This window comes from Idiomarina aquatica (assembly GCF_004362895.1).
GTDB lineage: Bacteria > Pseudomonadota > Gammaproteobacteria > Enterobacterales > Alteromonadaceae > Idiomarina.
The window spans coordinates 108,542-131,170 of sequence record NZ_SNXI01000002.1 but is presented as its reverse complement, the minus strand read 5'-3'; the positions used below and the strand labels follow the sequence as shown (position 1 = coordinate 131,170).

The window sequence follows — 22,629 nt, the reverse complement described above, 5'->3', positions numbered from 1 at the left end:
AAATCTCCGAATACAAATGTAATGGATGGTGTAATGTCAGCTTGTAACTATTCATACCCCTCGGGGTTATTCACCTGCCAATTCCATGCGTCACGACACATTTGAATCAAATCCCGAGTTGCTTTCCATCCGAGTTCTAATTCTGATTTACTGGGATCCGCCCAACACTTTGCAACATCGCCCGGCCTGCGTTTCACTATTTCGTATGGAATCTTTTTACCAGAAGCCCTACTGAATGCTTCAATGACTTCCAGAACACTATACCCCCGACCCGTCCCCAGATTGTAGATCTTTATATTACGGGAGCTACCGCGTTGATCACTATTTTGCTTTTCCAATGCCTTAACATGCCCAAGAGCCAAGTCTTCTATATGAATATAGTCTCTAACACCGGTTCCATCCGGGGTATCATAGTCGTTACCAAACACAGACACCTTGTCTCGCTTCCCTACGGCAACTTGGGACACAAATGGCATCAAATTATTCGGTATTCCATTTGGGTCTTCTCCAATTAGCCCACTTGAATGAGCCCCAACAGGATTAAAATATCGCAATACCGTGATATCCCAAGATGGATCGGACTTTGCCAGATCTGTCAGAATCTGTTCCATCATTAATTTTGTTCTGCCATAAGGATTGGTTGGATCTTGAACACACGAAGATTCAGTGAGCGGCATTTGAACACCGTCGCCATAAACAGTAGCTGAAGAGCTAAATATTAAACGCTTGACCCCAAAATTTTTCATAGCACGAGACAATACAAGAGTCCCAACGACATTGTTCTCATAGTATTTCAACGGATTTGTAGAGGACTCACCCACGGCTTTAAATGCTGCCAGATGTATGACGCTATCAAATGATTCGTTTGCAAAAAGGTAAGATAACAACGCGCCATCTAGTATTGAACCTTTCGTAAAGCGGATAAATTTGCCGGTAATATTTTTAACACGTTTTAATGCCTTTTCGGATGAGTTAGAAAAATCATCAAGGACATGAACATCATGCCCCCTTTCCAGAAGACATACTATTATGTGAGTTCCAATAAAGCCCGCACCTCCAGTTACGAGTACCTTCATAGCAGCCCCGGTACAACCGACTTTCGAGAAAATCTAAACGAGTGAATAGCCATCAATCTAACCATGCCTTTTTTTAATCATTAAAATATCTTGAAACATTCAACTTAAATAGTTAAAAATCACGTCGTTAATAGAACCGGCTCACATTTCTACTAAGATATTTTCTAGTGAAGCGTCATACTTCACACGAGCGTCAGTCATTATAAGCTTCCTAAGAAGTAGGTTTTGTCTATATTGATTATGATATCCTGCTTTTTCCATGTATTCTAAAACCTCGTTCTCGTTTTGCCTTCTGTAAGAAAAGTCATAACCACCTTGGAAAAAGGTATATCCCTTTAAATACAGCTCACTAATATCATATTGAAGAAGATCCAATATCCCCAAAACCCCGGTGTTTGGACGGCAATCCATAAAATATTCTAGCCACTCAAACCACTCGCGCGAAAACTCAGATGTACGTTTGGGAGCTTTATTAAACGACTCGAACGAATAATTATCATAGGTGGCGCCTGCTCTAAAATCTAAATCAAAGGAAAACCGCCCGGTCCAATTCAAATTTGGATAAGCTTTCGCTACCCATGCTCCCGAATCAACAACAAACTCGTTATAAGTCTCAGCAATCATATTACCAGACTCGGGACTCCTGTTTATGCAACTATATAAAAGGTCGGTTCGGGACCCGTGTTTCATTGGCTCAATGTTTTCAAGTGCCCGGTTAAAACGAACTATACAGTCAAAAGAATCAATAAACTTACCATCCCCCTCTTCTAGAGCTGGGCTATGAACTACATTAACCACCCGTTTCCCATTCAGATACTCATTAAACGCCGACGAATTTCGATATCTCTTATGTCTAAAACCTATCTTTGAAAAAATAGACCTGAAGAAAAAATAATTTTCCATGTAATTTTTCAAAAGAAAATCGTTGAAAATCTTGTCGCACTTTTCCGGTTCATCATCAAACAGCTTTTGATTACAGCTAATCTTATCTTTAATCAAACTTGCCATAAGCTTTGAATCTTGGCACTCTTTATCACTTAAAAACAAGCTAAGTTCTTTTAGTCTAGAACCTTTAAGCACTTCCTTATATGTGTCGATATCTCTTAAAATCGCGGGAGTTTTGGAGTTTATAGCCTCTAAGAGCACAGAGCTACAGCTATGATGTTCAGATAAATCAATCAAAAACTTACTTTCTCTTAAAACCTCGATTATTTCGTCGGCTTTAACATCATAGTATAAAGTGACATTATGAAAGTTTTTAACCTTGTCGGTCATATCATTCGCTGAATTGGTTAAAATCGCAAGTTTTAAACCATAAATCTCATCTAGTAAGGAGACGATTTTATCAAATCCTTTAAGTAGTTGGGGGCGGCCGACGAAGCATAAATCAAAGCTTCTGTCTGAATATGAAATTAATTTATTGTAGCTGTCATTTACATAATTTGTAATTATGGAACTCTCATATTCAACAAAAGATTTACCTATATCTGAATAAAAATCCTTTTGCTTTTTATCATGATACAGCGTAGGACTGATAACGAAATCCGCACTTCTAATATTATCTATTTCACTTTTCAATATGGCATTAAGACCTTTACTAAGTGGTAGAGCTAACTTTTTATCCAACTTAGCAGCAAGAAGCGCGCTACAATGAGTTACCAAAATTTTTGTAAAACATGAATCTAAATAAAATCCAGGATAATGAGCCTCTGAATCCCAGAAAACCATATTGCCTTCGTACTTTCGATACTTATTGAAAGTATCAGCAACATATTCTCTAAATAACTCTCTATTATTAGCCAAAGAAGATTCAAAAGGATTTTTGAAATAGATTATATTCTCAACAAGCCGACTTAACTTCAGAAATTTGTACATATTTATCAAATACGTGGATATGCCAGACTTTTGGTCTAAACATGTAGGGTCAAGAAGAATAACAACTTGCTGATTCTTAAAGTCAAATTGATCGTTTAAGAGCAGTTCCAAGTTATGACTTATATCTTCAGCCACAAGGTTTCTGTTGATATCAAGCTTATCGAAATAGTTGTAGACTTCGCTCTTACTCTTAGAGTAAAAAAAGTTATCATTATAAAATTTGTTTTTTAAATAAATTTGACTATTTTCCTTAGGGAAATCAAACCCATTAGTATCGCTTCGGAACGAGATCCTATTCGTTGAGTAAAAGTTATTTACCCTAACATTCCTTCTAATTAAATTCTTTACTTTGGCATCATGCAGAAATGGGACTTTTAGATTTACCGTCTTTTTACGCAAGTCAGCTATGCTTAACCCTTCGTCGAATGTGGATAATGTAAAAGTGCTAACACCGCCAACTTTAGCTCCCTTTGAGTTTTCATACGGAAATAAATCATTCAAAAACAAGAGATATAAGTTAGGGAAAACATTTGAAATCCAATTTGCTGTATGCCTAAATTCGTCACGAAATACTTCTTCGCTTATAACTTGAATAACTGGTGTGTCGTAGTTAATAATATATTCCCTTATATAATCGAAAGCGGTAATATCCCTGCCCGTAATTATAAAGTCAAACTTCTCGTCTTTAGTAAATGACACTCGTGGTATTATGTTAACGTCATGTTTTCTGAAATAAGAGGCAACATCACTAAGCATATTGTCTTCGCCGGTAATAATTTCACTTGTTAAGAAAACAGCTTTTTTTATTTCTGAGAATACTCCGCCATCCTTAATTGGGTCGTATAATTTATCTAAATTACTATCTGAAATAGCAGCATCACAGGAGTGGTTGTATCGGTTTTGATGAGGCAGCCGCATTATTATACACTTATCATTCTGCGCGTGAGAACCGTTTAGAATCCTATAACCATGCTGAATGAGTTTTTGCTTTACATGTACATCTATAGCCACATTATGCTTGCAAAAATCGGCCTGATTAGTGCATATTAAAAACATATCACGATTTAGCAACCAAAAGTATCCTTCTGGAGTCCCTGCACCGGCGAGTCGCCCTCCTCGCTTATGGACATGAGTCTCAAAACAATTGAAGGCCAAAGCTGTTTCAGCTAAAGATGAGTTTTCAACACGTTCCGCTAATTTTCTTACAAAATCTCCTTCGAAAATATAGTCGACGTCACAAATGGCTAGTATATCACCGGAGGAAACATGAAAAGCATGATTTAACATTTCTAGCTTGTTGACTTCTCTATTGGAAAAATCTAGCCTTTCATATTTTACAAAATCAGCCTTATCACTAAAAAAATTATAAGCTTGGTCATAAGAACTTTGTTCGACTAGGACTATCTCGAATTTAAATGTTTTTTTAACTTTTTCAAAATTTTTAATACTATCAACTAGGCTTTTAAAAGATATTTTTGCTCTTGAAGCCCTATTCTTAAATGCAAATAAAAAAGAAATAGTGACGTCTGCCGAATCATTCTTTTTGCCTTTTAAGCGGGGAAATTCAGTTAAATAGCGATTCGGATATTCTGAAAATTTGTAGTTTAATATTTTTTCATAAATATCTAATCGTGCCTCTATCTTTTGTTTTTTCTCTTCTAAAAATTTGTCAAATTCTCCTTTAATTATTTTTTGCTCATCAAAAGCTATATTCCGGATTGCCTCTTCATGGTCGTATTCTAAATATTCTTTTATCAGTCGATAAATCTCTTCTTCCGGGATGATTTCGCCAGACAACGACGTTAGACTTTTATCTACTGTTTGAGCTAATACAGAGTCTAAGATAGGGTTGGAGTCTAATTTCAATGACTCAATACCATTACCTAGAAGTTGATTACAGAGTATTTTCAATCTTTTATTTTGGCCCTCTATTTGTGTAACTTTACCATCAGACAAAAGATCTAACGCCAATTGATACTGCTTTTCTCTAAGTAGCTTATAAAACTTCTTAATTTCCATTTTTTTAACCATTAATCAGGATCATGAAGGCAGTTTCCAATACCTCCATTTATTTCTAAAATCTCTCCATTTAAGAAGCGCGTGTTGCTGTTCGCAAGAAATAAAGCCGTAGTTGCAACTTCTCGGGGCTCACCAATTGTTCCTGTTGGGTGATAATCATTTAATTTAGCTAGTCCTTCTCGGTTCTCACTAAATCCACTTATAAGCATCTCCGTCTCGATAGCTGCTGGCGCAACTCCATTCACTTTAACTTTCGCTCCAAGGTCAACTGACATAGCTTTAGTCATACCGCTCAAAGCAGACTTACTGGTTGCATAGGCTACGAAATTCCTCTTCGTCAGTTTTGCATGGATACTACTAATGTTTACTATAGAGCCTCTGCACGCCTCTAGTTCATTTTTTAACGTTTGCACTAAAAAGAATGGTGCCTGCAAATTAACATTTAGAGTTTGGTTCCAGTCTGCTCTGGTGAGAGAGTCTACTCCCCCCAAAATCTGTATTGCCGCATTATTGATTAGCGCGTGTAGTTCTCTGTTCGGTAAGAGCGACTTTATTTCATTCGTTCTGTCAGTGGCATAAGATTCGCTTTCGACTAACTTATTTAAGTCAATGGAGACGTAACGACTGAAGATTAAAGATTCTGTAGGCTGTTCGTGCACGTCAGTTGCGATAACCTCGTAGCCTTCCTCCGTAAAAGTTTTACAAAGTGCCTGACCGATACCACCGTTCGCACCGGTGATAAGCGCAAACTTTTGTTCGTTTTTTGTCATAGTGTTTCTTCTAAAAATTTTTTCATTTCTTCAAGCGCCTTGTAACTCGCTCTAATTACACCTTCATTGGTGTTACTCCCATTATGAGAGCCAAAGATACACTGGGGCATATCTCTAAGTGGCGAGCTTTTGGGTAGTGGTTCTACTTCAAATACATCCAGTGCAGCCGCTTTAATGTGGTTCGATTCTAGTGCTGTAATCAAATCACTTTCGTTAATCAATGGTCCACGCGCGACATTGATAACCTGGGCTCCTTGTTTTAACTGACTCAACGTCTCTTTATTCAACATATGGTGGTTGTGCTTATTGAGAGCGCAGGTAAAAATCAGAAAATCAAGTTCACTGAGGTTTTCTGGCCAAGGGCAACGCTCTACGTATTCAAGCCCCCGAGAGCCTTCAACGCCTGGGTCATAAGCAATCACGTTTACATCAAAGCCCATAAGGCGTTTCGCTACGTTATAGCCAATATCACCGTAACCAACAACACCTATTGTTTTGCCTGTCAGGCTCATACCCGCCGGTTTAGGCCAACCATTGTTAGTGCGAATTTCTCTATCAATAAAAAAAGTCTGACGTGCTAAACCTAGTAAATACCCAACGGCAACATCAGCGACTTCAGTACCAAACATATTGGGCGTATTAGTGATCGTAATGTTTAGGTCTTTACACGCCGCAAAATCGACGTTATCTACGCCAATCCCCCACTTTACGGCCGCCTTCAACTTACCCGCTTTAGCGGCTTCGAATACCTGTCGCGTTGCGGGGTCATCCCCAATAATCCAGCCGTCGTATTCTGGTAACAACTCCATCAATTCTTGCTCGGTTAACACTTGCGTTGTTTTCGCAGGCACAAGTTCAATCCCAAGCTCTTTGGCAGGTTCCACGAAATGCTCAAACATTCCTAACATTGGCGGGCATGTGACTAGCACTTTAAACATTGTTCACAATTCCTTTATTAATGAAGTACTGAGCCGCAATCACCGCCATATCCCAATCATCGGGCGTATCGATATCCGATGATTCAAGTGCGGGGGTTTGCATCATTTTCGGGTTAGCACCAATCCGCGCGTTCGTTTTGGCGAAACTTTCTCGGGTAAATAAATACAGATTAGAGTTTTCTTCATACCACGGCTCAAGGTCTTGAGTTGGTATCAAGTTATTTGGGTCATGGTTTACGGGTGTCATGTCTTCTTTATAAAAGCGCGTCTGCACTTTGTTAACCGTAAACAGTGAATCAGCTTCACGCTTTTCTTTGAGGTTATTAAAACGCGTTATGGCTTTTTTGATAGTCTCAGGCTGCAGCAAAGGGTTTGTCGTGTGTGTCATCAAATAAAGATCAGCTTCGACATTTTCAACATCATCAGCAAGTACACGATTCATGGACACTTCATCACCACAGAGTTCTTCTTTGCGATCTCTTATCAGCACTCTGTCAGAAGGTGTTAACCCTTTGTCTTCGAGAATATCGCGGGCATCGGTATTGATAATGACTTGATCAATTTCTGCTACTGCAAGCAAATTATCTAATATCCAACGGAATAGCGGTTTACCACAAAAATCTTTAAAGTTTTTACCCGGTACACGGCTGCTATTTGCTTTCATTGGTAGCAGAGCTACGACTCGCTGCTTGCTCATATGAATCCTTCTCGCTTGAATTTTTATCTGTTGGATAGAAATATCGATGTTTCATAGACTGAGATAATCGCCGAACTTCATGGTTACCTCGATATGTTCCCCAGTAAAGCATTAGCCGAAACATGAAAATCTCTTTCGCTTTCCGTAAAAACATTTTATCTTTTATTGCAACGCTAAAATCATTTAACAATGATGATACAAAAAAGCGAAAAAAGTCACTTTTGTTAAAGTGAACTTCGGGCATAATCTTCTGCAACGCATAAGCTTCTCGTTCATAGCGTGTGCGAACCTGTTTCCAACTTTCATCGTGAATATGATAAACAGGCGCGCTGGCCACATAAGCCACTTTTCCACCGTCATTGACAAGTTGTTTCGCCAAATACATATCTTCTAAGCCAGTTAAGCTTTCATCAAACTTATATTGGCGCCAGGCTTTACGGGTAATCGCTGCATTTGCGTTATTACAAAAGTATCCCTGTTGAGGAACCTGAGAGCAATCAGGGAAAAACTTCTTAAAATGTTGATATTCCGAATACTTTGTAGTCTCTGCGCCCTCTTGTTTGCCATAGCTATAATCGGCTTTTCCCTCAACTAGAGGCTTGACCAACTCATGTATCCAGTCGTTATTTACGGGAAAACAATGCCCGCTAACGAACACTAAGAAGTCACCATTCGCGAACTCACATCCCTCGTTCAAACTTCGCCCGAAAGTAAAGTCTTGCTTGCGTATGTGCGTTATTCTGCAATTGTGTTTATTGGCTATTTCTAAGGTTTTATCGGTAGAACCAGAGTCAATAATGACGGCCTCGATATCCACTAGACTGCTTTTTTGTGCCATGATACCGGTCAGAAGGCGGTCGAGATATCTTTCTTCGTTATATGTTCTTATAACTACACTAGCTAACATGACGCTGCACCTTCATAGCAAATCCCAGTGGCGTACGGCCGTTGATTTCTTTGTCGTTGTTCAACAGGAAGGTAAAACCGGATTGGGGATAAGCTTCTCTCTGACTTTCATTAAGGCCTTCCGTTGCCGTAGTTACTAACAATTTATCACGATTCTTATCGCCGAAACAGACGGATGTCACATGAGGCACGTCGATATCCAATTTACGAGTGATACGCCCCAGTTGATGACTTATTACACGTTTTAATCCCCAATTCGCATTCCAAAAACCGCCACCCTGATCTAGTGCGCCACCGTCAGGAGTGCCGTCAGTATCGGCCAAGTCCAATACTACCGGGTATTCATTTATTCTTGCTTCATCGGGCGGGTTCTTTACCAAGAAAGTTTTCTGCTGAAAAGAATCTGACACTAGCATTGCGTTTTGTTCATCACTCCAACAAAATGTATTCGGTATGCCAATTTTGTTAATACCTTTCTTAATATTGCCCACTTGATCCACAGTAAAAATATAGCCGTTCAGCCCGGACGGTTGTTTTTCCATGACACCCACCCATAGATTCCCAGATTCGTCCACACCCGCGTCATTTGTTCTGAAGTTTTCATCTAACTCAAAATCTATGTGTTTTTGCGCGACGCCTGTCTGTGGCTCGAAAATAAACAACCCTTTGTCAGCAACAACCCAAATAGTCTTATCTTCCAAACTATTATCGATTAAAGCTGTGGGTATAAAATCGACAGGCCAGCATTTATCAAAGTATTCGTTGTTTGATAAAAGCGACTTTGCATAAATTTTTTGTTCAATAATATCTACCCAAAAGAACTGCTGATAATAATCAGACCACAATGGGCCTTCACCAAGGGTACATGCTTGTTTAGAGAATACTTCCATAAGTTAACTCACGCTCTGCGGTGTGCTTTCCCTAGCCAACAAAACAGCACGGTTACGTGCTTCAATTACTTTAAATCCATTTTCCAAAAGATATGGGACGGCAAGCGTACCTTTTGCTGTCCAATAACCTTTTTCGTCCTGCCAGGTGTCATCGACGCAAACAACACCTTCAGGGCTAAGCTTTTTGGCCAAAGTTTTTGCACAATCTAAATGCATTTTGTGGCATTGCACTTCATCAATATTACTGCCTAAATATTTCTGGTAACGCTGCTGGCGCAGATCACTGTGGTTACCATGGTCAAAATCGTATGCATCCAAAAAAACGTATTCAATTGGGCCCGGAAATTCAGCCAAAAAATCTTCACCCTTTTGATTGACCGTCTCGCCCGGTAGTTGCATCAACTCCATATTAAACTTAGCCCAACGAGAATTGTGCGGATCCATGTCAACACTAATAAATTGGATACTCTGCTCATGTGCCAAAGCTGCTAGCTGCAAAGTGGAGCCCTGACCCGGTACATTCTCACGGGTAGTCCCTACTTCGATCAGTACCGGTTTCTTTTTGCTATTCCGGCTATCTTTCTTGTGAGGGTTGGCTTTTAGATAGTCAATCAGCAAATCATGTCCATGTTGTTGTATTTTTTCATTAGGCGCACGCAAGTTTCTGTAGGTTTCTTTTAACTTTTCCTTTTGATCGCTCTCGATGGATGGACTTAACAGGTTTGACTCAACACTCAAGTCAATTACTAAAGCAGGTTGTTCTATGCGCGCAGCTAACTCTGTCAATTCACGATATTTCACCTCAGTATTGTCCATCTTAGTTGAGGTTAAAAACAACCGAGCTTGGTTAATCCAGCTTATTGCTTGGAGCCGATCTTGATGGCTATTCATCTTCTCCGCTATTGCAATGCAAAGATAAAATTTATCCTCATTAGTCCAATCTTCTTTTAATAATTGCTGATCAATAGCGTCTTGCACATCTGGGCTATCAAAACACTTATCAACAACTTGCCAAAGTCGTGCCAAATCTGTTGTGGTAACAACTGCTGTTCTATCAGCGAGCTCCAACCGCTTCTGCGCTGCTCTTATTTCTGATTGCATACGCTTTATTGCGGTCTGTGTATTTCTTTGATGGAAAGCCACTGAGCCTAACATCTCGTCTGTTATGTCGATCGCTAAATCTATCAGACCAAGACTTGTCACTTCTTTTACGGCACGTATTTTGTCGGCATCAGGAGACTTCCTGATATTCGTACTTGCCACAGATAACTGGAAATGCTGAATTGCTTTCTGAGTGTCACCCTGCAAAGCGTAAAGCCGTGCTAATGAGTTATTTACATTACAATACAGTAATTGAGCTAGCTGCTGTTTATCGCTACTCAATTCCGTGGCAACAACAGACCAAGTCTGTGCATTACCCTCATCACCAATTTGCGCATAGCCACTGGTGATAAAGGCCGCTAATTGCGCTTTTTCTGTGTTCGGAGGTAAGCCCTCGGCTTTGGTCGCTAAAGCAACTAATTTATACCATTCACCCTCGAGCCAGAACTGTTGAGCCTCATAAAGAAGTGGAGAGCCTTCATTTCCCTTTCGCGCTCCAGCGACCTTCTTTTGGCTAGGTTGCTTGTTTTGTAATAGCGTATTGATCAGTTCAATCTGGTAACCAACTTTTGCTAACTCTTTAATTATATTTCTGCTGGTAAACTCGTTATCTTTCTTTAACGACTCAAACTGCCTACTATTTTGTTCTAATTCTCTTTGCGCTATAACTAATTGATCTTTAACATCATCGGAAAGGACCTGGAACGTATCACGTTCTTTTTTTACTTTTTTGAGATCCTCTTGAATACAAGAGAAACGTTCTAAAAATTCGTCACGCTCCGTTTCTGTTTGTTCACGTCTCTCATTCATGGAAGAAGCATGAGCCACCGCTTCATCGCGTTCGTTTCGCAGTTGCTCTAGTTCGTTACTAAAGTCAGATGCCTGAGCAACCGCTTCATCCCGTTCAGCAATCAATGCACTAATCTGCAGTTGTTTTTTATCGACCTGCCACGTTTGCTCAAGTAGTGAGAACTCTTTAGTTTCGCTTTGTGAGAGTTCGTAACCTTGTTGTTCAAGCCAGGTTCCTAGCTCGTCGCTGGTGTTGCCCTGCTCGTATAACCGCTGTTCGCTGGTGGTTATCGTTAGCTTATCGATAATGTTAAAGCTGTCGGGGTCATGGTCTTTTAGTGCTTGCAGTAAGTCTAACTCTTGACCGGGTAGCTCCAGGTTCAGCTGCAATACTTTTGCATGGGGTAAATCGCTGATTAGCTGACTTAGCGTTATACCGCTAACGAACTCATTACCTGTCACTGTCAAACCGGGTAAATAACGCGTGAACTCACCAAGCTTGAGTGTGCTGCTAAATTCCGGCAGAGAGTAATGGTAAAACGACGATCGGCCCGATTCGGGAGTTAGGCAGACTTGTCTTGTTGTGATCTGCTCATTGTTGCCGAATTGCTCATTGAGTGAATGGATGGCATCAGACCGGGCGTCAACCAGTACATAATGCTGGTTATTATCACTTAAATCACAGTTACAGCTTTCACCCGCGCCTACAACAACGGTTAGTGTATTGATTTTATTATTTTTATCAGCTTGTTCGTTCATTTTTGACTCTCGAACTTTGGCGCTTGCAAGAAGCTTTTTCCGCCTTGGTCTTTACCGCTTAGGGTTGGGTTAAGATTTTGTAAAGGCCATTGTATACGTAGCGTTGCATCATTCCAAGCGATAACATATTGATCGTCGGGAGCGTAGTAGTCGGTGCACTTATATTCGAAGTCGGCGGTGTCGCTAAGTACCATAAAACCATGGGCAAAACCGGGTGGTACCCAGAGTAACTGTTTGTTCTCGGCTGACAGTGTCACACCATGCCATTGGCCGTAAGTTGGGGAATCTGTTCGGCAGTCGACTACTACGTCGTACACTTCCCCTTGTGTGACGCGGATCAGTTTGCCCTGGGGATTATTGAGTTGATAGTGCAGGCCACGCAATGTGCCTTTTTCGCTGCGGCTGTGGTTGTCCTGCACGAAGTTATAGGCGCCGCAGTGTTTTTGGAATTCGTCGAGGCGGAAGGTTTCCATAAAAAAACCGCGATGGTCCTGGTGGACTTTGGGGGTGATCAGGACGACGTCTTTTAGTTTTTGGGGTTGGTAGTGCATTTTAAGATCCGGTTCGGGTTCCATTTTGTCGCGTCAGGACGCGACTTACGATTAAGCGTAGCTTGCGTCCTGACGCAAGAAACAATAAACGGGTAGCTTGCGTCCTGACGCAAGTTACAGATAAGTTCCGAGGTCGCGTCAGGACGCGACGTACGATTATGCGTAGCAAGTCACAATAGCCTCTGTAAATATTGCCCGTAATCGGTTTTTGCCAGGGCGTCGGCTTGTGCTTTTAGCGTGGCCTCGTCTATCCAGCCGTGTCGCCAAGCGATTTCTTCTAAGCAGGCGACTTTTAGCCCTTGTCGGTGCTCGATGGTTTGTACGTACTGACTTGCTTCAATTAAGCTGTCGTGGGTGCCGGTATCTAACCAGGCAAAACCTCGACCAAACTTTTCTACACGCAGTTTGCCCTGCTCTAAATACGCGTTATTAATACTGGTAATTTCCAGCTCGCCCCGAGCCGACGGCCTAACGGACTTAGCGATATCGACCACGTTATTATCGTAAAAATACAAGCCGGTGACCGCGTAATTGGATTTAGGTTGTGCCGGCTTCTCTTCTATTGAAGTGGCCACTCCGTCATTATCAAAGTCGATAACACCAAAGCGCTGTGCATCCTGCACCCAATAACCAAAAACGGTGGCGCCGTCGGTGTTACTCGCCGCCTCTTTTAACTTGCCGGTAAAACCCTGACCATGGAAGATATTATCACCCAGGACTAAACACACCGGGCTGTCGCCAATAAAGTCCTCGCCGATAATAAACGCCTGTGCTAAGCCATCAGGACTGGGTTGTTCGGCATAGTCGAGCGATACACCAAACTGCGAGCCATCGCCGAGCAGTTTTTGGAAGCTGGCTTTATCTTCGGGGGTAGTGATAATGAGAATGTCGCGGATGCCGGCCAGCATCAGTACCGACAACGGATAATAGATCATCGGCTTGTCGTAGATGGGTAATAACTGTTTCGATACCCCCAGTGTGATGGGGTGCAGTCGAGTGCCGGCGCCGCCGGCTAGAATAATGCCTTTATACGCTGACATGCTTAACATCCTGTTGCTTTAAGCGATTCATCTCGTTGGTTAAACCGGAGCGCCAATGCGGCCAGTCAGCGATGCCTAAAGCGTCTTGTAATGCACTGCAGTCTAAGCGCGAGTTAAGCGGCCGCTTGGCCGGTGTCGGGTAGTCGGCGGTAGGGATGGGTGTGACCGACGGTACCTTTGTCAGCAATCCAAGGGCATGCGCTTCGCTAAAAATCGCTTGTGCGAAGCCATACCAGCTAGTCTCTCCCCCATGCGCCAGGTTATAAATGCCGGTTAATTTTTTATCCAGTACCGCCCGGCTTATTTGCGCGATGAAGCTGGCACTGGTCGGCGCACCTATTTGGTCATTGACAATACGCAGTGCACCGCGCTGCTGCGCCAGCGTTAGCATGGTGTTCATAAAATTGTGCCCGCGTGCACTGTATACCCAACAGGTGCGCAATATGGCGGCATGCTCGGTGCGGGCTCGTATTGCTTTTTCACCCGCCCGTTTGGTTTTAGCATAAACCGACTGCGGGTTCAGTGGCGCATCTTCTGCTTGTGCGTGGTCGCCCTGCCCGGCATAGACATAATCAGTGGAGTAATGCAGCAGGTAGGCGTCGTGCTGTTGGATATAGTCCGCCAGTACTGCGGGTAACTGATGGTTGAGTAATTCAGCCAGAGCAGGTTCCGATTCGGCTTTATCCACCTGGGTATACGCGGCTGCGTTGATTATCACTTGCGGTTGATGTTGTTGCAGGTAAGTGCTTACCTTTTTTAAATCAGTTAGATCAAGCTGCTCGCGCTTAGGTGTCAGCAATCGGTCGTGCGCAATACCTGCAGCTTTTAGCTGCTGCGTTAACTCGAAGCCGACCTGACCATTACTCCCTAACACTAAAATCATAATAAATCCCGCCACCAGAATTGGTTCTGCAGATACCATGCCACGGTTTCGCGCAGACCCGATTTTAGGTCGTGCGCAGGCCGCCAGCCGAGTTCGTTGTGGATCTTACTGCTGTCGATGGCATACCGAAAATCGTGGCCGGGACGGTCAGTGACAAAGGTAATTAACGCGCGGTAGTCAACGTCGTTATTGTGCTGCTCTTGCAACAGGTCGCACAGCGTCTGTACCAACGTGAGATTGGTGATCTCTTCATCTTTATGCTGAGCGCCGCCAATAGCGTAGGTTTCGCCGATTGTTCCGGCCTCTGCGACGGTTATTAATGCTTCTGCATGATCGTCAACATAAAGCCAGTCGCGAATTTGTTGGCCTTGCCCGTATACGGGGATCGGTTGCTCGGCTAACGCCTTGGCAATGACCGTCGGAATTAATTTCTCCGGATATTGGTATGGCCCGTAATTATTTGAGCAGTTGGTGATGATGACCGGCAAACCGTACGTGCGGTACCAGGCTCTGACCAGATGATCGGAGCTTGCTTTACTCGCCGAATAGGGCGAGCTCGGCTGATACGGTGTGGATTCAGTAAATGCCGGATCGTCAGGCTGCAAGTCGCCGAAGACTTCGTCGGTGGAGATGTGCTGAAAGTGGAAATGCGCGGCTTTTTCCGGCTGCTTTTGTTGCAGGCGTTGCCAATACGCACGCGCTTGCTCGAGCAGTGTATACGTACCCACGATATTGGTCTGAATAAACTCTGCCGGGCCGCTTATCGATCGGTCAACGTGACTTTCAGCCGCCAAATGCAAAATAACATCGGGCTGATGCTGCTCCAGTATCGTCGCCACCGTTTCGGCATCGTTGATATCGGCCTTGACGAAGGTGTAGTTGGGGTTGTGCGCAACCGCTTGTAAGGTACTTAAATTACCGGCATAGGTGAGTTTGTCGATAGTAATGACGCGGTCGTTGGTATTGGCCAATAACCGCCGAATAACCGCGGAGCCAATAAAACCCGCGCCGCCGGTGACCAACCATGTTTTACCCTGTTGCATAACCTGCTTCCCGGCTGCGTTTAGTAATACCGGCCTTCGTTTTTGCCGAATAGCTCGTAATGCACCAATGGATTTGTGCCCTTCTCGGCAACATCCGGATTCATTGCCCAATAGCGCTCGCTAGAGAACTCCGGGCCCGGATCACGTCCTTCGGCCGCGCCATGGGCGACATAATGCAACGCCGCACCGCCTTTAAAGGCCTTAACATCCTGGTAGGTTTGCGCGTACCACTTTTTGTCGAACAGCTTGGACTTCTTCACCACCTTCGCCTGACGTTTAAATATCAGGTGGCGGATTAATTTATCCAGCTTGGTGTAAAACGGTTCGATATAACGCCACGCCGGTGAATCCGTCACATCCGCTTGTTTCGGGGTAGCGATATTCGGTTGTGTGTACGTCGTTGGCGTTGACTGCGACGCAGAAGAACCACCCGCCTCCAGCTCCTTGCACCGAATAAAGTAATGCTCTAACTCTTCCTGCACCTGCTGCAATTGCAGTAACAACAGTTCGTTTTCTTCAGTTAAGTCGTCGAGTTGTTGCTCATTAGGGGCTGACTTAGCAATAACCTGTTGTTGTTCTTCTGCGTTAATCAATTCGCTACGCAGTGTCTCAACCGCTGCCACGAGTAGCTGCTCGCCCTCCTCATTGTTATTGAGTTCAGTCGCATTTTGAGCGCAGGCGCGCAACCATTCGGAGGTTTTCTGGATTGATGCATTGCTGTGGGATAACAGCCTTGCCATGGCGTGATGGTGTTCTGACAGTGCGATATCAGGCGTCTCATTAACCAGTAAAACTTTTGTGGATGAGTAACGTTTTTTATAGAGCGCAAGTACCGCCGACGCAAGCTCCTGCCATGAGGACAAGGCTTCGCGAGCCGAGTTGGACTGGGCTAATAATGTTGCAATTCCGATGGTTGCCGTCGGCATCTCAATTTCACACTCATCCCCCGACGAGCTTAATTGCTCCAATTCGGACAGCTGTGCTCTGGTTGCACCGATTAAGTTTAACTTTTTAATGGTCACTGCTTTCTCTCAAATAATATCGTTTTAATTTTTTCGGGTCTTTTAGTCTCAAAGAACCTAGCCTTAACGAAACTAGCCTCAGCGAATCAATCCCAATCCGTATAATAACGACTACGTGCATCGGTTAAGCCGTCTAGCGTATTACGTCGACCCAACATTTGTCCACCATCGCGGGTTAATGGTGTCCAGCCAATTGTGGCGCGCTTGCCGCTGTGACGCATTTGGAACAGATCAAACGGTATACTGATGTAAAAGCCCTTAGTAAAACTACCTTCGCCAAACTCTTCTGCAGAAAGGTTAGTTTTAGCTGCGTAGGCGCCGACAATCATGCCGCTGTCGAACTTTTTCTCCATTTGTACCTGCACACCTTTGTCTTTCGCCAGGAATCGGCCCACTGCAATCTTAAACCGCGTTTCCGGCCAAAACTCAGGTTCATAATAACCGGTGACATGGCCGGTGATGACATCATAATCTCTGAAGCCAAAATGTGTCTCAAAACTGCGCTGTCTGGCGTAGTTAATATCAACACCCACGGCCCAGTTGCTGTCCAGTTCGCGGTACATCCACTCGGTACCGATACCGCCGAACATGCGCTCAAGATACCCCCCGTAAACCGACGCGTAGACATCCTGATTAATCTGTGTCGCGTAGGTAGCCTGCAGGTTGCTTAACCATACATCGGACATGGTCGCATACTCGCGCACATAGGTTCGTACGCGCGGCACACCGGTATCGTTGCCATCCACTAAATAGCGAAAATCATCGTAGTTGGTGAGTAAACTGGCACTCACGACGCTGTCCAAACGGAAGTTTTCGGTTGGCATCCAGTCAATGTAGGTATCCAGCCGTAACTGATACATATAAAAGTTCTCGGGCCCACCGAATGACTGCTCCAGGAACGGCCGAGCGCCAAAGTGGGGCCAGCCGGCTTTGTAATTTCGCTCCCACATCGCCGTTTCAGGGCCGCGATCGACGTCGACTAAGCGATAGCTATCTTCGTAACGGGTGGTTATATCGGCACGATAGTGCGCGCGTTTGTAGGTTTGCGCATCAACGCTAATTTGCGCCAGCTCCATCTGCCGTGCGGTATCAATAAAGCGATATTCGGTCACGCTCGGCGGTAACGTATTCGCAAGGACAGCCGTGGCTCGGTCAATACTCATTTGATGGTCCAGGTACATGGCCTGATAACCGTACACGCTAACCGTCCGCCCATCATCGCTCTGCGTGATTCTAAATACACCAAAGCCACTGTTTTTGTATATATCAATGGCCAGTTGGCGCGTATCGACATCGTCCAGGCTGGTGTACGCTGGATTTGTGGGCGCACTGATTGGCGGGGTAACTTTTACCTGGCTAATATCGTTAAAGTTGGTGCGCAGGTTAAAGCCAAACATCCAGGTATTACCGCGCTCATAACTGAGCTGCAGGTTCAGGTTATTCGCAACCCGATAGTGTAAGCCGTAGTTCCAGTTCGAGTCTTGAATAATCGGCGTGCCTGAATAGTCCGTTTTATAATCGTTGCCATCGTACTCTATTTTGACACTTAACGGCTGCCACGGGGTTTGGTATTCAACGCCACCAAACAACGCCGCCGGCCCACTAAACCAGTCATCAACCTGAAAGTCGCCACCTTCACCAAAGTCGGTATTACGGTCGCAAAAGCGCTCTGCGGCTTCACAGAACGGGTTGTCAATATTGTCTTCGCGACCCAGGTACCCAAAGCCAAGACCCAGAGTAAAGTCGAGAGGGCCGAGGCGTTTTGATGCGGCCAGATATTCTCCGGCAAAGCGACCGGTTCCGGCGATATCGCGCATGCCAAGGCTAAATTCCGGTAACCATTGTGATTCTTCCAGCAACCGGAATTTTACGTCAACGCCACGATCTTTATAGGTTTGGTCGCCACTGAAGTTAGGGAACGGGCTATAACGCCGCGTTCTGACGTCATTGTAGCGCAACGTTGCTTCCATCCAGGGGAATAGTTGAATCGACAAGCCCATGCGCCGGTACTCGTCGTTATCATAATAAAATGCGGTGAACTCACCCTCGCGGTTCATGCGCGCAGTCGGCATTTGCATGAGTCCAACACCGCCGACGTCAGACTGCGAAGGTTGTTGGGCAACGGCAGTTGTTGCGGTTAGCAGTAGCGCGTAGCTTGCGCCTCGGGTGCACGAAAAGAACTTGCGCAACAAACGCAAGCTACTCATGTCCGTCATTGCGCGTCTCCAATAGCAAATTTGAGTATTTCAGCAATGCGTTGATTAAGGTCTTGATAACCCTGGGGTAACGCGTGCTGATGCAGAAGATAAAATTGTTCGGTGTTTATCGCGTTTTTACACCGTTCACCTGCTTGGTTTTGTAACGGCTGATGCGCGCTATGATAAAAGCAGACGGGCGTTTCATGTCGGTTATAAAGTGCGACAGGGATGCGCGCGATGTCGCCATTTTTGGCGACTGAATAGGCGAAACTGGCACTACTGGCTGCGCTTGCTTCGTCCAGCCCGATATCCAATCGCGTCGCCGCCCCGGCCGGCAACCGCAAGTAAAATGTGTTGCCATCGGCCTGGCTCAAAATGGGGTTACTCTGTAATCGCAGTTTAGTCCGGTCGTAATCCAGGCCCATGTAATACGCAGGCGAATATTGCAGCTCGTTTAGCTGGCGACGCAGGTAATTAACACCACTGCGATAGTTATGATAGCCCCGTTGTTGCCAAAACAGTTCAAGATCATTGAGTCGCTGTTCGAGTTCCCGATGGCGCTGATTAAATTTATCGGTCAGTTTATCGCTGCCCAAACGCCCGAGTGACCAATTAATTGCGCTAAATTGCTCCGCGCTAAGGTCATGGGTGGCATCTTGTAAAACCGTGTTCAAGCGAACCGGCTGTGGGTAGTTCAGGGTAAGGGCTTGTTGCTGCATGCCGGGGTACTCGACCTGAACCTTTACTGCGCTTTGCGCCAAAGCGGCGAAGCTTGCGGTAAGGCTGCATAACGCAAGCACAGTGATAATAGCGAGTTGCTTCATTGCGAACCTCCGCTATTAAGATCGCCCGAGTAAGGTTTGATCTCTTCTGTCACGGTCAACGGAAAGGCCGGACTGATGGTTTGCTCGCTTTTTACGACTCGCCGCGTCTCTTTTTCCAGCCAGTAATGATTAACCCATTGTTCGCCGGCTGCAGTAGTGATGGTTTCGCGCCAGTGAATCACTTGCATGGGATCAGTGTGTGTTAAGTTAAGGGTTTGCTGACCTTGTTGTTCAAATCGACTCTGTATTGTTGTCTCTGCCATATCCAGCCCGTTACCCACTTGTGCTGTTGTGCGCCAGTTAAGTTGGCAATGACTGCCCCCCTTGGTCAGGCACACGAGCGGATCGGCAGCCAGGTTGTCGACCCAAGCCAAGTCGTTTTTAAGGCCTTGCGTTTGAACAATACGTCCATGATGTGTCACCAGCACTTCTTGCGACTGTGATAACCATTTATAAAGGCCTTTATCGTTAAACGCTAACCCCAGTGCGACACGAGGTTGCTGTCCCAGCGTGACGTATTGCAACGGAAACCGCCGTTCGTCAATTTGCTCGGCAGTCAGGGTTAGGTCAGGCCGTCCGAATAATGCATAGGTTGCGGTGTCCTGGATCGCGTCAATACGCGTTCCACAACCGCTTATCAGGGCCGATACCAGTGCGGCAGTTATTAAGGCGAAGCTCTGTTTATTCACAATGGCTGGTCTATTGGTTTTATTTTGCATGCAGTATAAACGAAAAAGCCGCCCTTAAGTAAGGGCGGCTTTTAATACTTTACAACCGAACTTAGTTAGTTGCAGTTGTTGTGCTGGTGCTTGTGCTAGTGCTGGTATCCGGATCCGGATCTGGATCTGGATCCGGGCCTGGACCTGGATCAACACCGCCATCGTCTGAACCGCCGTCAGCGATTACAGCGATCGCAACAGCAACACCTACAGCAGCAATACCTAACGCTGCAGGGTCCATATCACCGATACCCATTGCAGCCGCGCCACCTTCGTCTTCCGACTGTGGTGCCGCCATTGCTGGCGCTGTAGCTAGCATTGCTGCAGCAGCTAAAGCTGTTAGTTTTTTCATATCTACACCTCTATGTGCATTCGTTTTCTAGATTGGCCAATCAGTCCACGGTCTCTGTGGATGATTACTGAGTACGTTAGCTGGGAAGCTTCGGATTTGCAAGTGAATTTTTGTAAGGTGGTTGCGCTGAGAAGCGAGATGGTCATACTCTGTAATTAAACAAATAAATGACAGAAATTAACCATGAAATTTAATCGAATTAGTCTCGCAGTATTCACCACGTTCGCCCTCTCTGCTTGCGGCGGTGGTTCCGGTAGTGACAACTCACCCTCTTCTTCGACCCCTCCGCCGCCGGAGCCGGTAGCACTCGAGTCGATTAATGATATTGAGGCGACAGAAACTACGCAGACATCGTTAACGATTAACTGGAGCTCAGATGATGAGTTCGATGTTACCGTTACTCAGAGCTCGGGGCCTGAAATTGGTCTTTCACAACAAGACAATGTCATCACGTTGACGTTACCTGAAGTCACAACTGACGTCAGTGCAGATTTTTCGGTCAGCTTACGAAAAGATGATGAAGAGCTTGACTCAACGTCATTCAACGTGCTCATAAAGAACGATAACTCCCGTCTTTATGCCGACGGATACAGCGGCCTTAGACTGAACCAAGAGGCGGTGCATGAAACCGACACGTGGCGAGCTGCTCAAGTTGGGCTTTATGTGTACGATTTAGAGCACTTCGATACACCGCGCTCGAACTGCTACCCGACGCGTGATAACTGCAACGAGTTTGATAGTTTTCAAATGATGGTGGGTGACAATGTACGCGGCGACTTTAATAATGATGGGCTGGAGGACCTTGCCGTATCAATTAGCTTTTCACCACACCGAGCCGAGCGTGATTTAGACCGGTTTCCGGGAACTGTCCATATCTATACAGGCCATCCTGAAAAAGGGCTGGTGCTTAATAACGACGTGATTGTTGATCACGCAAGCCTTAAGCGTCACCAGCCTTATCGCATGACGGTCGCGGACTTTAACGGCGATGGCGCTGATGACATCGTTGTAAGTGGTGGCGCTATACCCGCCAGCGAGGAACAGCAGGCAGAGGGCATTTTATTTATCCGCGAAGAGCGGCCCATCATGTTGCTGAGTAATGGCGAAGGGCGTCTTGTTGATGCCAGTGATAACGTTGATATTACTGTGGGCGATGGCTCGTCTGCCTTTGGCCATAACCTGGCTGTAGGCGATGTAAATAACGATAGCTTTATGGATTTCTTTACCGGCACATCCGTGGTGTTAAATAACGGTGACGGTACCTTTACTGAACAAAGTGATCGGTATTTTAGTGCCTGGTCGCAATGGTCCTCGGCGCTGGCATCGGCGATGGGTGACATGAATGATGACGGATTAACAGACTTAGCCATTCTTGACTATACCGTACTTCAAGACGGCGACTTAGCCCGCAGTCAGGTGATTTTGAGTAATAACCCGGGCGACTCGCTGGCGATGTCAAACAGTCCGCGCGCACAGTTACTGCCGGAGGGTTATTGGGGCGATGATATCACTCATACCAACTATGCCTTGATGGCTGACTTTGTTCCTGAACACCCCGGTGATGAGCTAATAGTCGCTCAAACGCGCCTGGATAAATACTATGACGGTCGCTATTTACGGCTTTTTGCAATTAACGCTGACGGCGATTTTATTGAGGAAACCGAACGCCTTATTAATAACGAGCAACGTATAGGTCAGCGCGCCGACAGTAATGGCGATGGGGAAGGAACGTTCTACTTTATCGACTTTGATAAAGACGGCCACAAAGATATTGTCGATATCACCGGCGGTGAAAGTAACTGTGACGACCTAGCCCTTTGTGCTCCGGGTTTTTCGGTTTTCTATGGCGATGGCGACGGCAACTATGTGTATCGACGCTTAGAAAATGTGCCATATTTTATGTACAACGACTTGGCCGGCTATAACGATGGCTCGTCACGCAGTCGTACCCTTAAAACGGCCATGCCCTGGGATAGTGGTAATCCGACAGGCTATGATTTACTAACTTGGTTTGGCACGTTACCTCAAGAATATATGCAACAAGGGGATGAACAAGTCAATATCTGGTACTTGCTGGAGCAAAAAGAAAATGGGCTGTAACCGCATAACACTGTAACTTGCGCCTTTGGCGCAAGTCTTCTCTGTTGAACATCGTCGCGCAAAATGCGCGGCCTACA

Annotated in this window: 18 protein-coding genes; 1 reads left to right on the top strand and 17 read right to left on the bottom strand. The window is 45.0% G+C overall.

Annotation, left to right across the window (positions count from 1 at the left end):
• Window positions 1–47 precede the first annotated feature (47 nt).
• The 17 genes from galE to DEU29_RS02510 form a co-directional block, all read right to left on the bottom strand.
• Window positions 48–1,076, bottom strand: coding sequence for a UDP-glucose 4-epimerase GalE (gene galE / locus DEU29_RS02590; protein ID WP_133538680.1), 1,029 nt, complete (start codon window positions 1,074–1,076; stop codon window positions 48–50).
• A gap of 141 nt (window positions 1,077–1,217) precedes the next feature.
• A complete protein-coding gene (locus DEU29_RS02585; protein ID WP_166635863.1) occupies window positions 1,218–4,970 on the bottom strand; it encodes a glycosyltransferase in 3,753 nt (1,250 codons plus the stop codon).
• An 11-nt stretch (window positions 4,971–4,981) separates the two neighbouring features.
• A complete protein-coding gene (locus tag DEU29_RS02580; protein ID WP_133538678.1) occupies window positions 4,982–5,740 on the bottom strand; it encodes an SDR family NAD(P)-dependent oxidoreductase in 759 nt (252 codons plus the stop codon).
• Complete coding sequence (locus DEU29_RS02575; RefSeq protein WP_208107600.1) at window positions 5,737–6,678, bottom strand: phosphoglycerate dehydrogenase; 942 nt, start codon at window positions 6,676–6,678, stop codon at window positions 5,737–5,739. The genes DEU29_RS02580 and DEU29_RS02575 overlap by 4 nt, the downstream gene beginning before the upstream one ends.
• The gene (locus DEU29_RS02570; RefSeq protein WP_208107599.1) at window positions 6,671–7,375 is read right to left on the bottom strand and encodes an acylneuraminate cytidylyltransferase family protein; all 705 of its coding nucleotides are present in this window, start codon (window positions 7,373–7,375) and stop codon (window positions 6,671–6,673) included. The genes DEU29_RS02575 and DEU29_RS02570 overlap by 8 nt, the downstream gene beginning before the upstream one ends.
• Complete coding sequence (locus DEU29_RS02565) at window positions 7,329–8,282, bottom strand: glycosyltransferase (RefSeq protein WP_133538677.1); 954 nt, start codon at window positions 8,280–8,282, stop codon at window positions 7,329–7,331. The genes DEU29_RS02570 and DEU29_RS02565 overlap by 47 nt, the downstream gene beginning before the upstream one ends.
• Window positions 8,272–9,171, bottom strand: coding sequence for an SMP-30/gluconolactonase/LRE family protein (locus DEU29_RS02560; RefSeq protein WP_133538676.1), 900 nt, complete (start codon window positions 9,169–9,171; stop codon window positions 8,272–8,274). Before DEU29_RS02560 ends, DEU29_RS02565 begins: the two co-directional genes overlap by 11 nt.
• Window positions 9,172–9,174: 3 nt before the next feature.
• Window positions 9,175–11,820 carry a hypothetical protein gene (locus tag DEU29_RS02555; RefSeq protein WP_133538675.1) on the bottom strand — a complete coding sequence of 882 codons (2,646 nt, stop codon included), beginning with the start codon at window positions 11,818–11,820 and terminating at the stop codon, window positions 9,175–9,177.
• On the bottom strand, window positions 11,817–12,395 hold the full coding sequence (gene rfbC / locus DEU29_RS02550; protein WP_243734447.1) for a dTDP-4-dehydrorhamnose 3,5-epimerase: 579 nt from the start codon (window positions 12,393–12,395) through the stop codon (window positions 11,817–11,819). The genes DEU29_RS02555 and rfbC overlap by 4 nt, the downstream gene beginning before the upstream one ends.
• A gap of 146 nt (window positions 12,396–12,541) precedes the next feature.
• The gene (rfbA, locus tag DEU29_RS02545; RefSeq protein ID WP_133538673.1) at window positions 12,542–13,411 is read right to left on the bottom strand and encodes a glucose-1-phosphate thymidylyltransferase RfbA; all 870 of its coding nucleotides are present in this window, start codon (window positions 13,409–13,411) and stop codon (window positions 12,542–12,544) included.
• On the bottom strand, window positions 13,398–14,294 hold the full coding sequence (rfbD, locus tag DEU29_RS02540; protein ID WP_243734445.1) for a dTDP-4-dehydrorhamnose reductase: 897 nt from the start codon (window positions 14,292–14,294) through the stop codon (window positions 13,398–13,400). The genes rfbA and rfbD overlap by 14 nt, the downstream gene beginning before the upstream one ends.
• Window positions 14,291–15,337 carry a dTDP-glucose 4,6-dehydratase gene (rfbB, locus tag DEU29_RS02535; protein ID WP_133538672.1) on the bottom strand — a complete coding sequence of 349 codons (1,047 nt, stop codon included), beginning with the start codon at window positions 15,335–15,337 and terminating at the stop codon, window positions 14,291–14,293. The genes rfbD and rfbB overlap by 4 nt, the downstream gene beginning before the upstream one ends.
• Window positions 15,338–15,357: 20 nt before the next feature.
• Window positions 15,358–16,359 carry a hypothetical protein gene (locus DEU29_RS02530; protein WP_133538671.1) on the bottom strand — a complete coding sequence of 334 codons (1,002 nt, stop codon included), beginning with the start codon at window positions 16,357–16,359 and terminating at the stop codon, window positions 15,358–15,360.
• A gap of 86 nt (window positions 16,360–16,445) precedes the next feature.
• Window positions 16,446–18,575, bottom strand: a complete 2,130-nt coding sequence (locus DEU29_RS02525; protein ID WP_133538670.1) for a YjbH domain-containing protein — start codon at window positions 18,573–18,575, stop codon at window positions 16,446–16,448.
• The gene (locus DEU29_RS02520; RefSeq protein WP_133538669.1) at window positions 18,572–19,381 is read right to left on the bottom strand and encodes a capsule biosynthesis GfcC D2 domain-containing protein; all 810 of its coding nucleotides are present in this window, start codon (window positions 19,379–19,381) and stop codon (window positions 18,572–18,574) included. Before DEU29_RS02520 ends, DEU29_RS02525 begins: the two co-directional genes overlap by 4 nt.
• Entirely contained in the window at window positions 19,378–20,070 is a 693-nt protein-coding gene (locus DEU29_RS02515) for a YjbF family lipoprotein (protein WP_166635862.1), read from the bottom strand. The genes DEU29_RS02520 and DEU29_RS02515 overlap by 4 nt, the downstream gene beginning before the upstream one ends.
• A gap of 91 nt (window positions 20,071–20,161) precedes the next feature.
• Window positions 20,162–20,452 (bottom strand): hypothetical protein, encoded by a 291-nt coding sequence (locus DEU29_RS02510; protein ID WP_133538667.1) that lies wholly within the window; start codon window positions 20,450–20,452, stop codon window positions 20,162–20,164.
• Between the two features lie 183 nt (window positions 20,453–20,635).
• Here DEU29_RS02510 and DEU29_RS02505 point away from each other — a divergent pair, with 183 nt between their 5' ends.
• Window positions 20,636–22,552, top strand: coding sequence for an FG-GAP repeat domain-containing protein (locus DEU29_RS02505; protein ID WP_133538666.1), 1,917 nt, complete (start codon window positions 20,636–20,638; stop codon window positions 22,550–22,552).
• Window positions 22,553–22,629 lie beyond the last annotated feature (77 nt).

Excerpts from the sequence above, each read along its gene's own strand:
- DEU29_RS02585 (WP_166635863.1), bottom strand. The coding sequence starts at position 4,970 with ATGGAAATTAAGAAGTTTTATAAGCTACTTAGAGAAAAGCAGTATCAA.
- DEU29_RS02555 (WP_133538675.1), bottom strand. The coding sequence starts at position 11,820 with ATGAACGAACAAGCTGATAAAAATAATAAAATCAATACACTAACCGTT.
- rfbB (WP_133538672.1), bottom strand. The coding sequence starts at position 15,337 with ATGCAACAGGGTAAAACATGGTTGGTCACCGGCGGCGCGGGTTTTATT.
- DEU29_RS02505 (WP_133538666.1), top strand. The coding sequence starts at position 20,636 with ATGAAATTTAATCGAATTAGTCTCGCAGTATTCACCACGTTCGCCCTC.
- rfbA (WP_133538673.1), bottom strand. The coding sequence starts at position 13,411 with ATGTCAGCGTATAAAGGCATTATTCTAGCCGGCGGCGCCGGCACTCGA.
- DEU29_RS02580 (WP_133538678.1), bottom strand. The coding sequence starts at position 5,740 with ATGACAAAAAACGAACAAAAGTTTGCGCTTATCACCGGTGCGAACGGT.
- DEU29_RS02510 (WP_133538667.1), bottom strand. The coding sequence starts at position 20,452 with ATGAAAAAACTAACAGCTTTAGCTGCTGCAGCAATGCTAGCTACAGCG.
- DEU29_RS02520 (WP_133538669.1), bottom strand. The coding sequence starts at position 19,381 with ATGAAGCAACTCGCTATTATCACTGTGCTTGCGTTATGCAGCCTTACC.
- DEU29_RS02565 (WP_133538677.1), bottom strand. The coding sequence starts at position 8,282 with ATGTTAGCTAGTGTAGTTATAAGAACATATAACGAAGAAAGATATCTC.
- DEU29_RS02570 (WP_208107599.1), bottom strand. The coding sequence starts at position 7,375 with ATGAGCAAGCAGCGAGTCGTAGCTCTGCTACCAATGAAAGCAAATAGC.
- DEU29_RS02560 (WP_133538676.1), bottom strand. The coding sequence starts at position 9,171 with ATGGAAGTATTCTCTAAACAAGCATGTACCCTTGGTGAAGGCCCATTG.
- DEU29_RS02575 (WP_208107600.1), bottom strand. The coding sequence starts at position 6,678 with ATGTTTAAAGTGCTAGTCACATGCCCGCCAATGTTAGGAATGTTTGAG.
- rfbD (WP_243734445.1), bottom strand. The coding sequence starts at position 14,294 with ATGATTTTAGTGTTAGGGAGTAATGGTCAGGTCGGCTTCGAGTTAACG.
- DEU29_RS02525 (WP_133538670.1), bottom strand. The coding sequence starts at position 18,575 with ATGACGGACATGAGTAGCTTGCGTTTGTTGCGCAAGTTCTTTTCGTGC.
- rfbC (WP_243734447.1), bottom strand. The coding sequence starts at position 12,395 with ATGGAACCCGAACCGGATCTTAAAATGCACTACCAACCCCAAAAACTA.
- galE (WP_133538680.1), bottom strand. The coding sequence starts at position 1,076 with ATGAAGGTACTCGTAACTGGAGGTGCGGGCTTTATTGGAACTCACATA.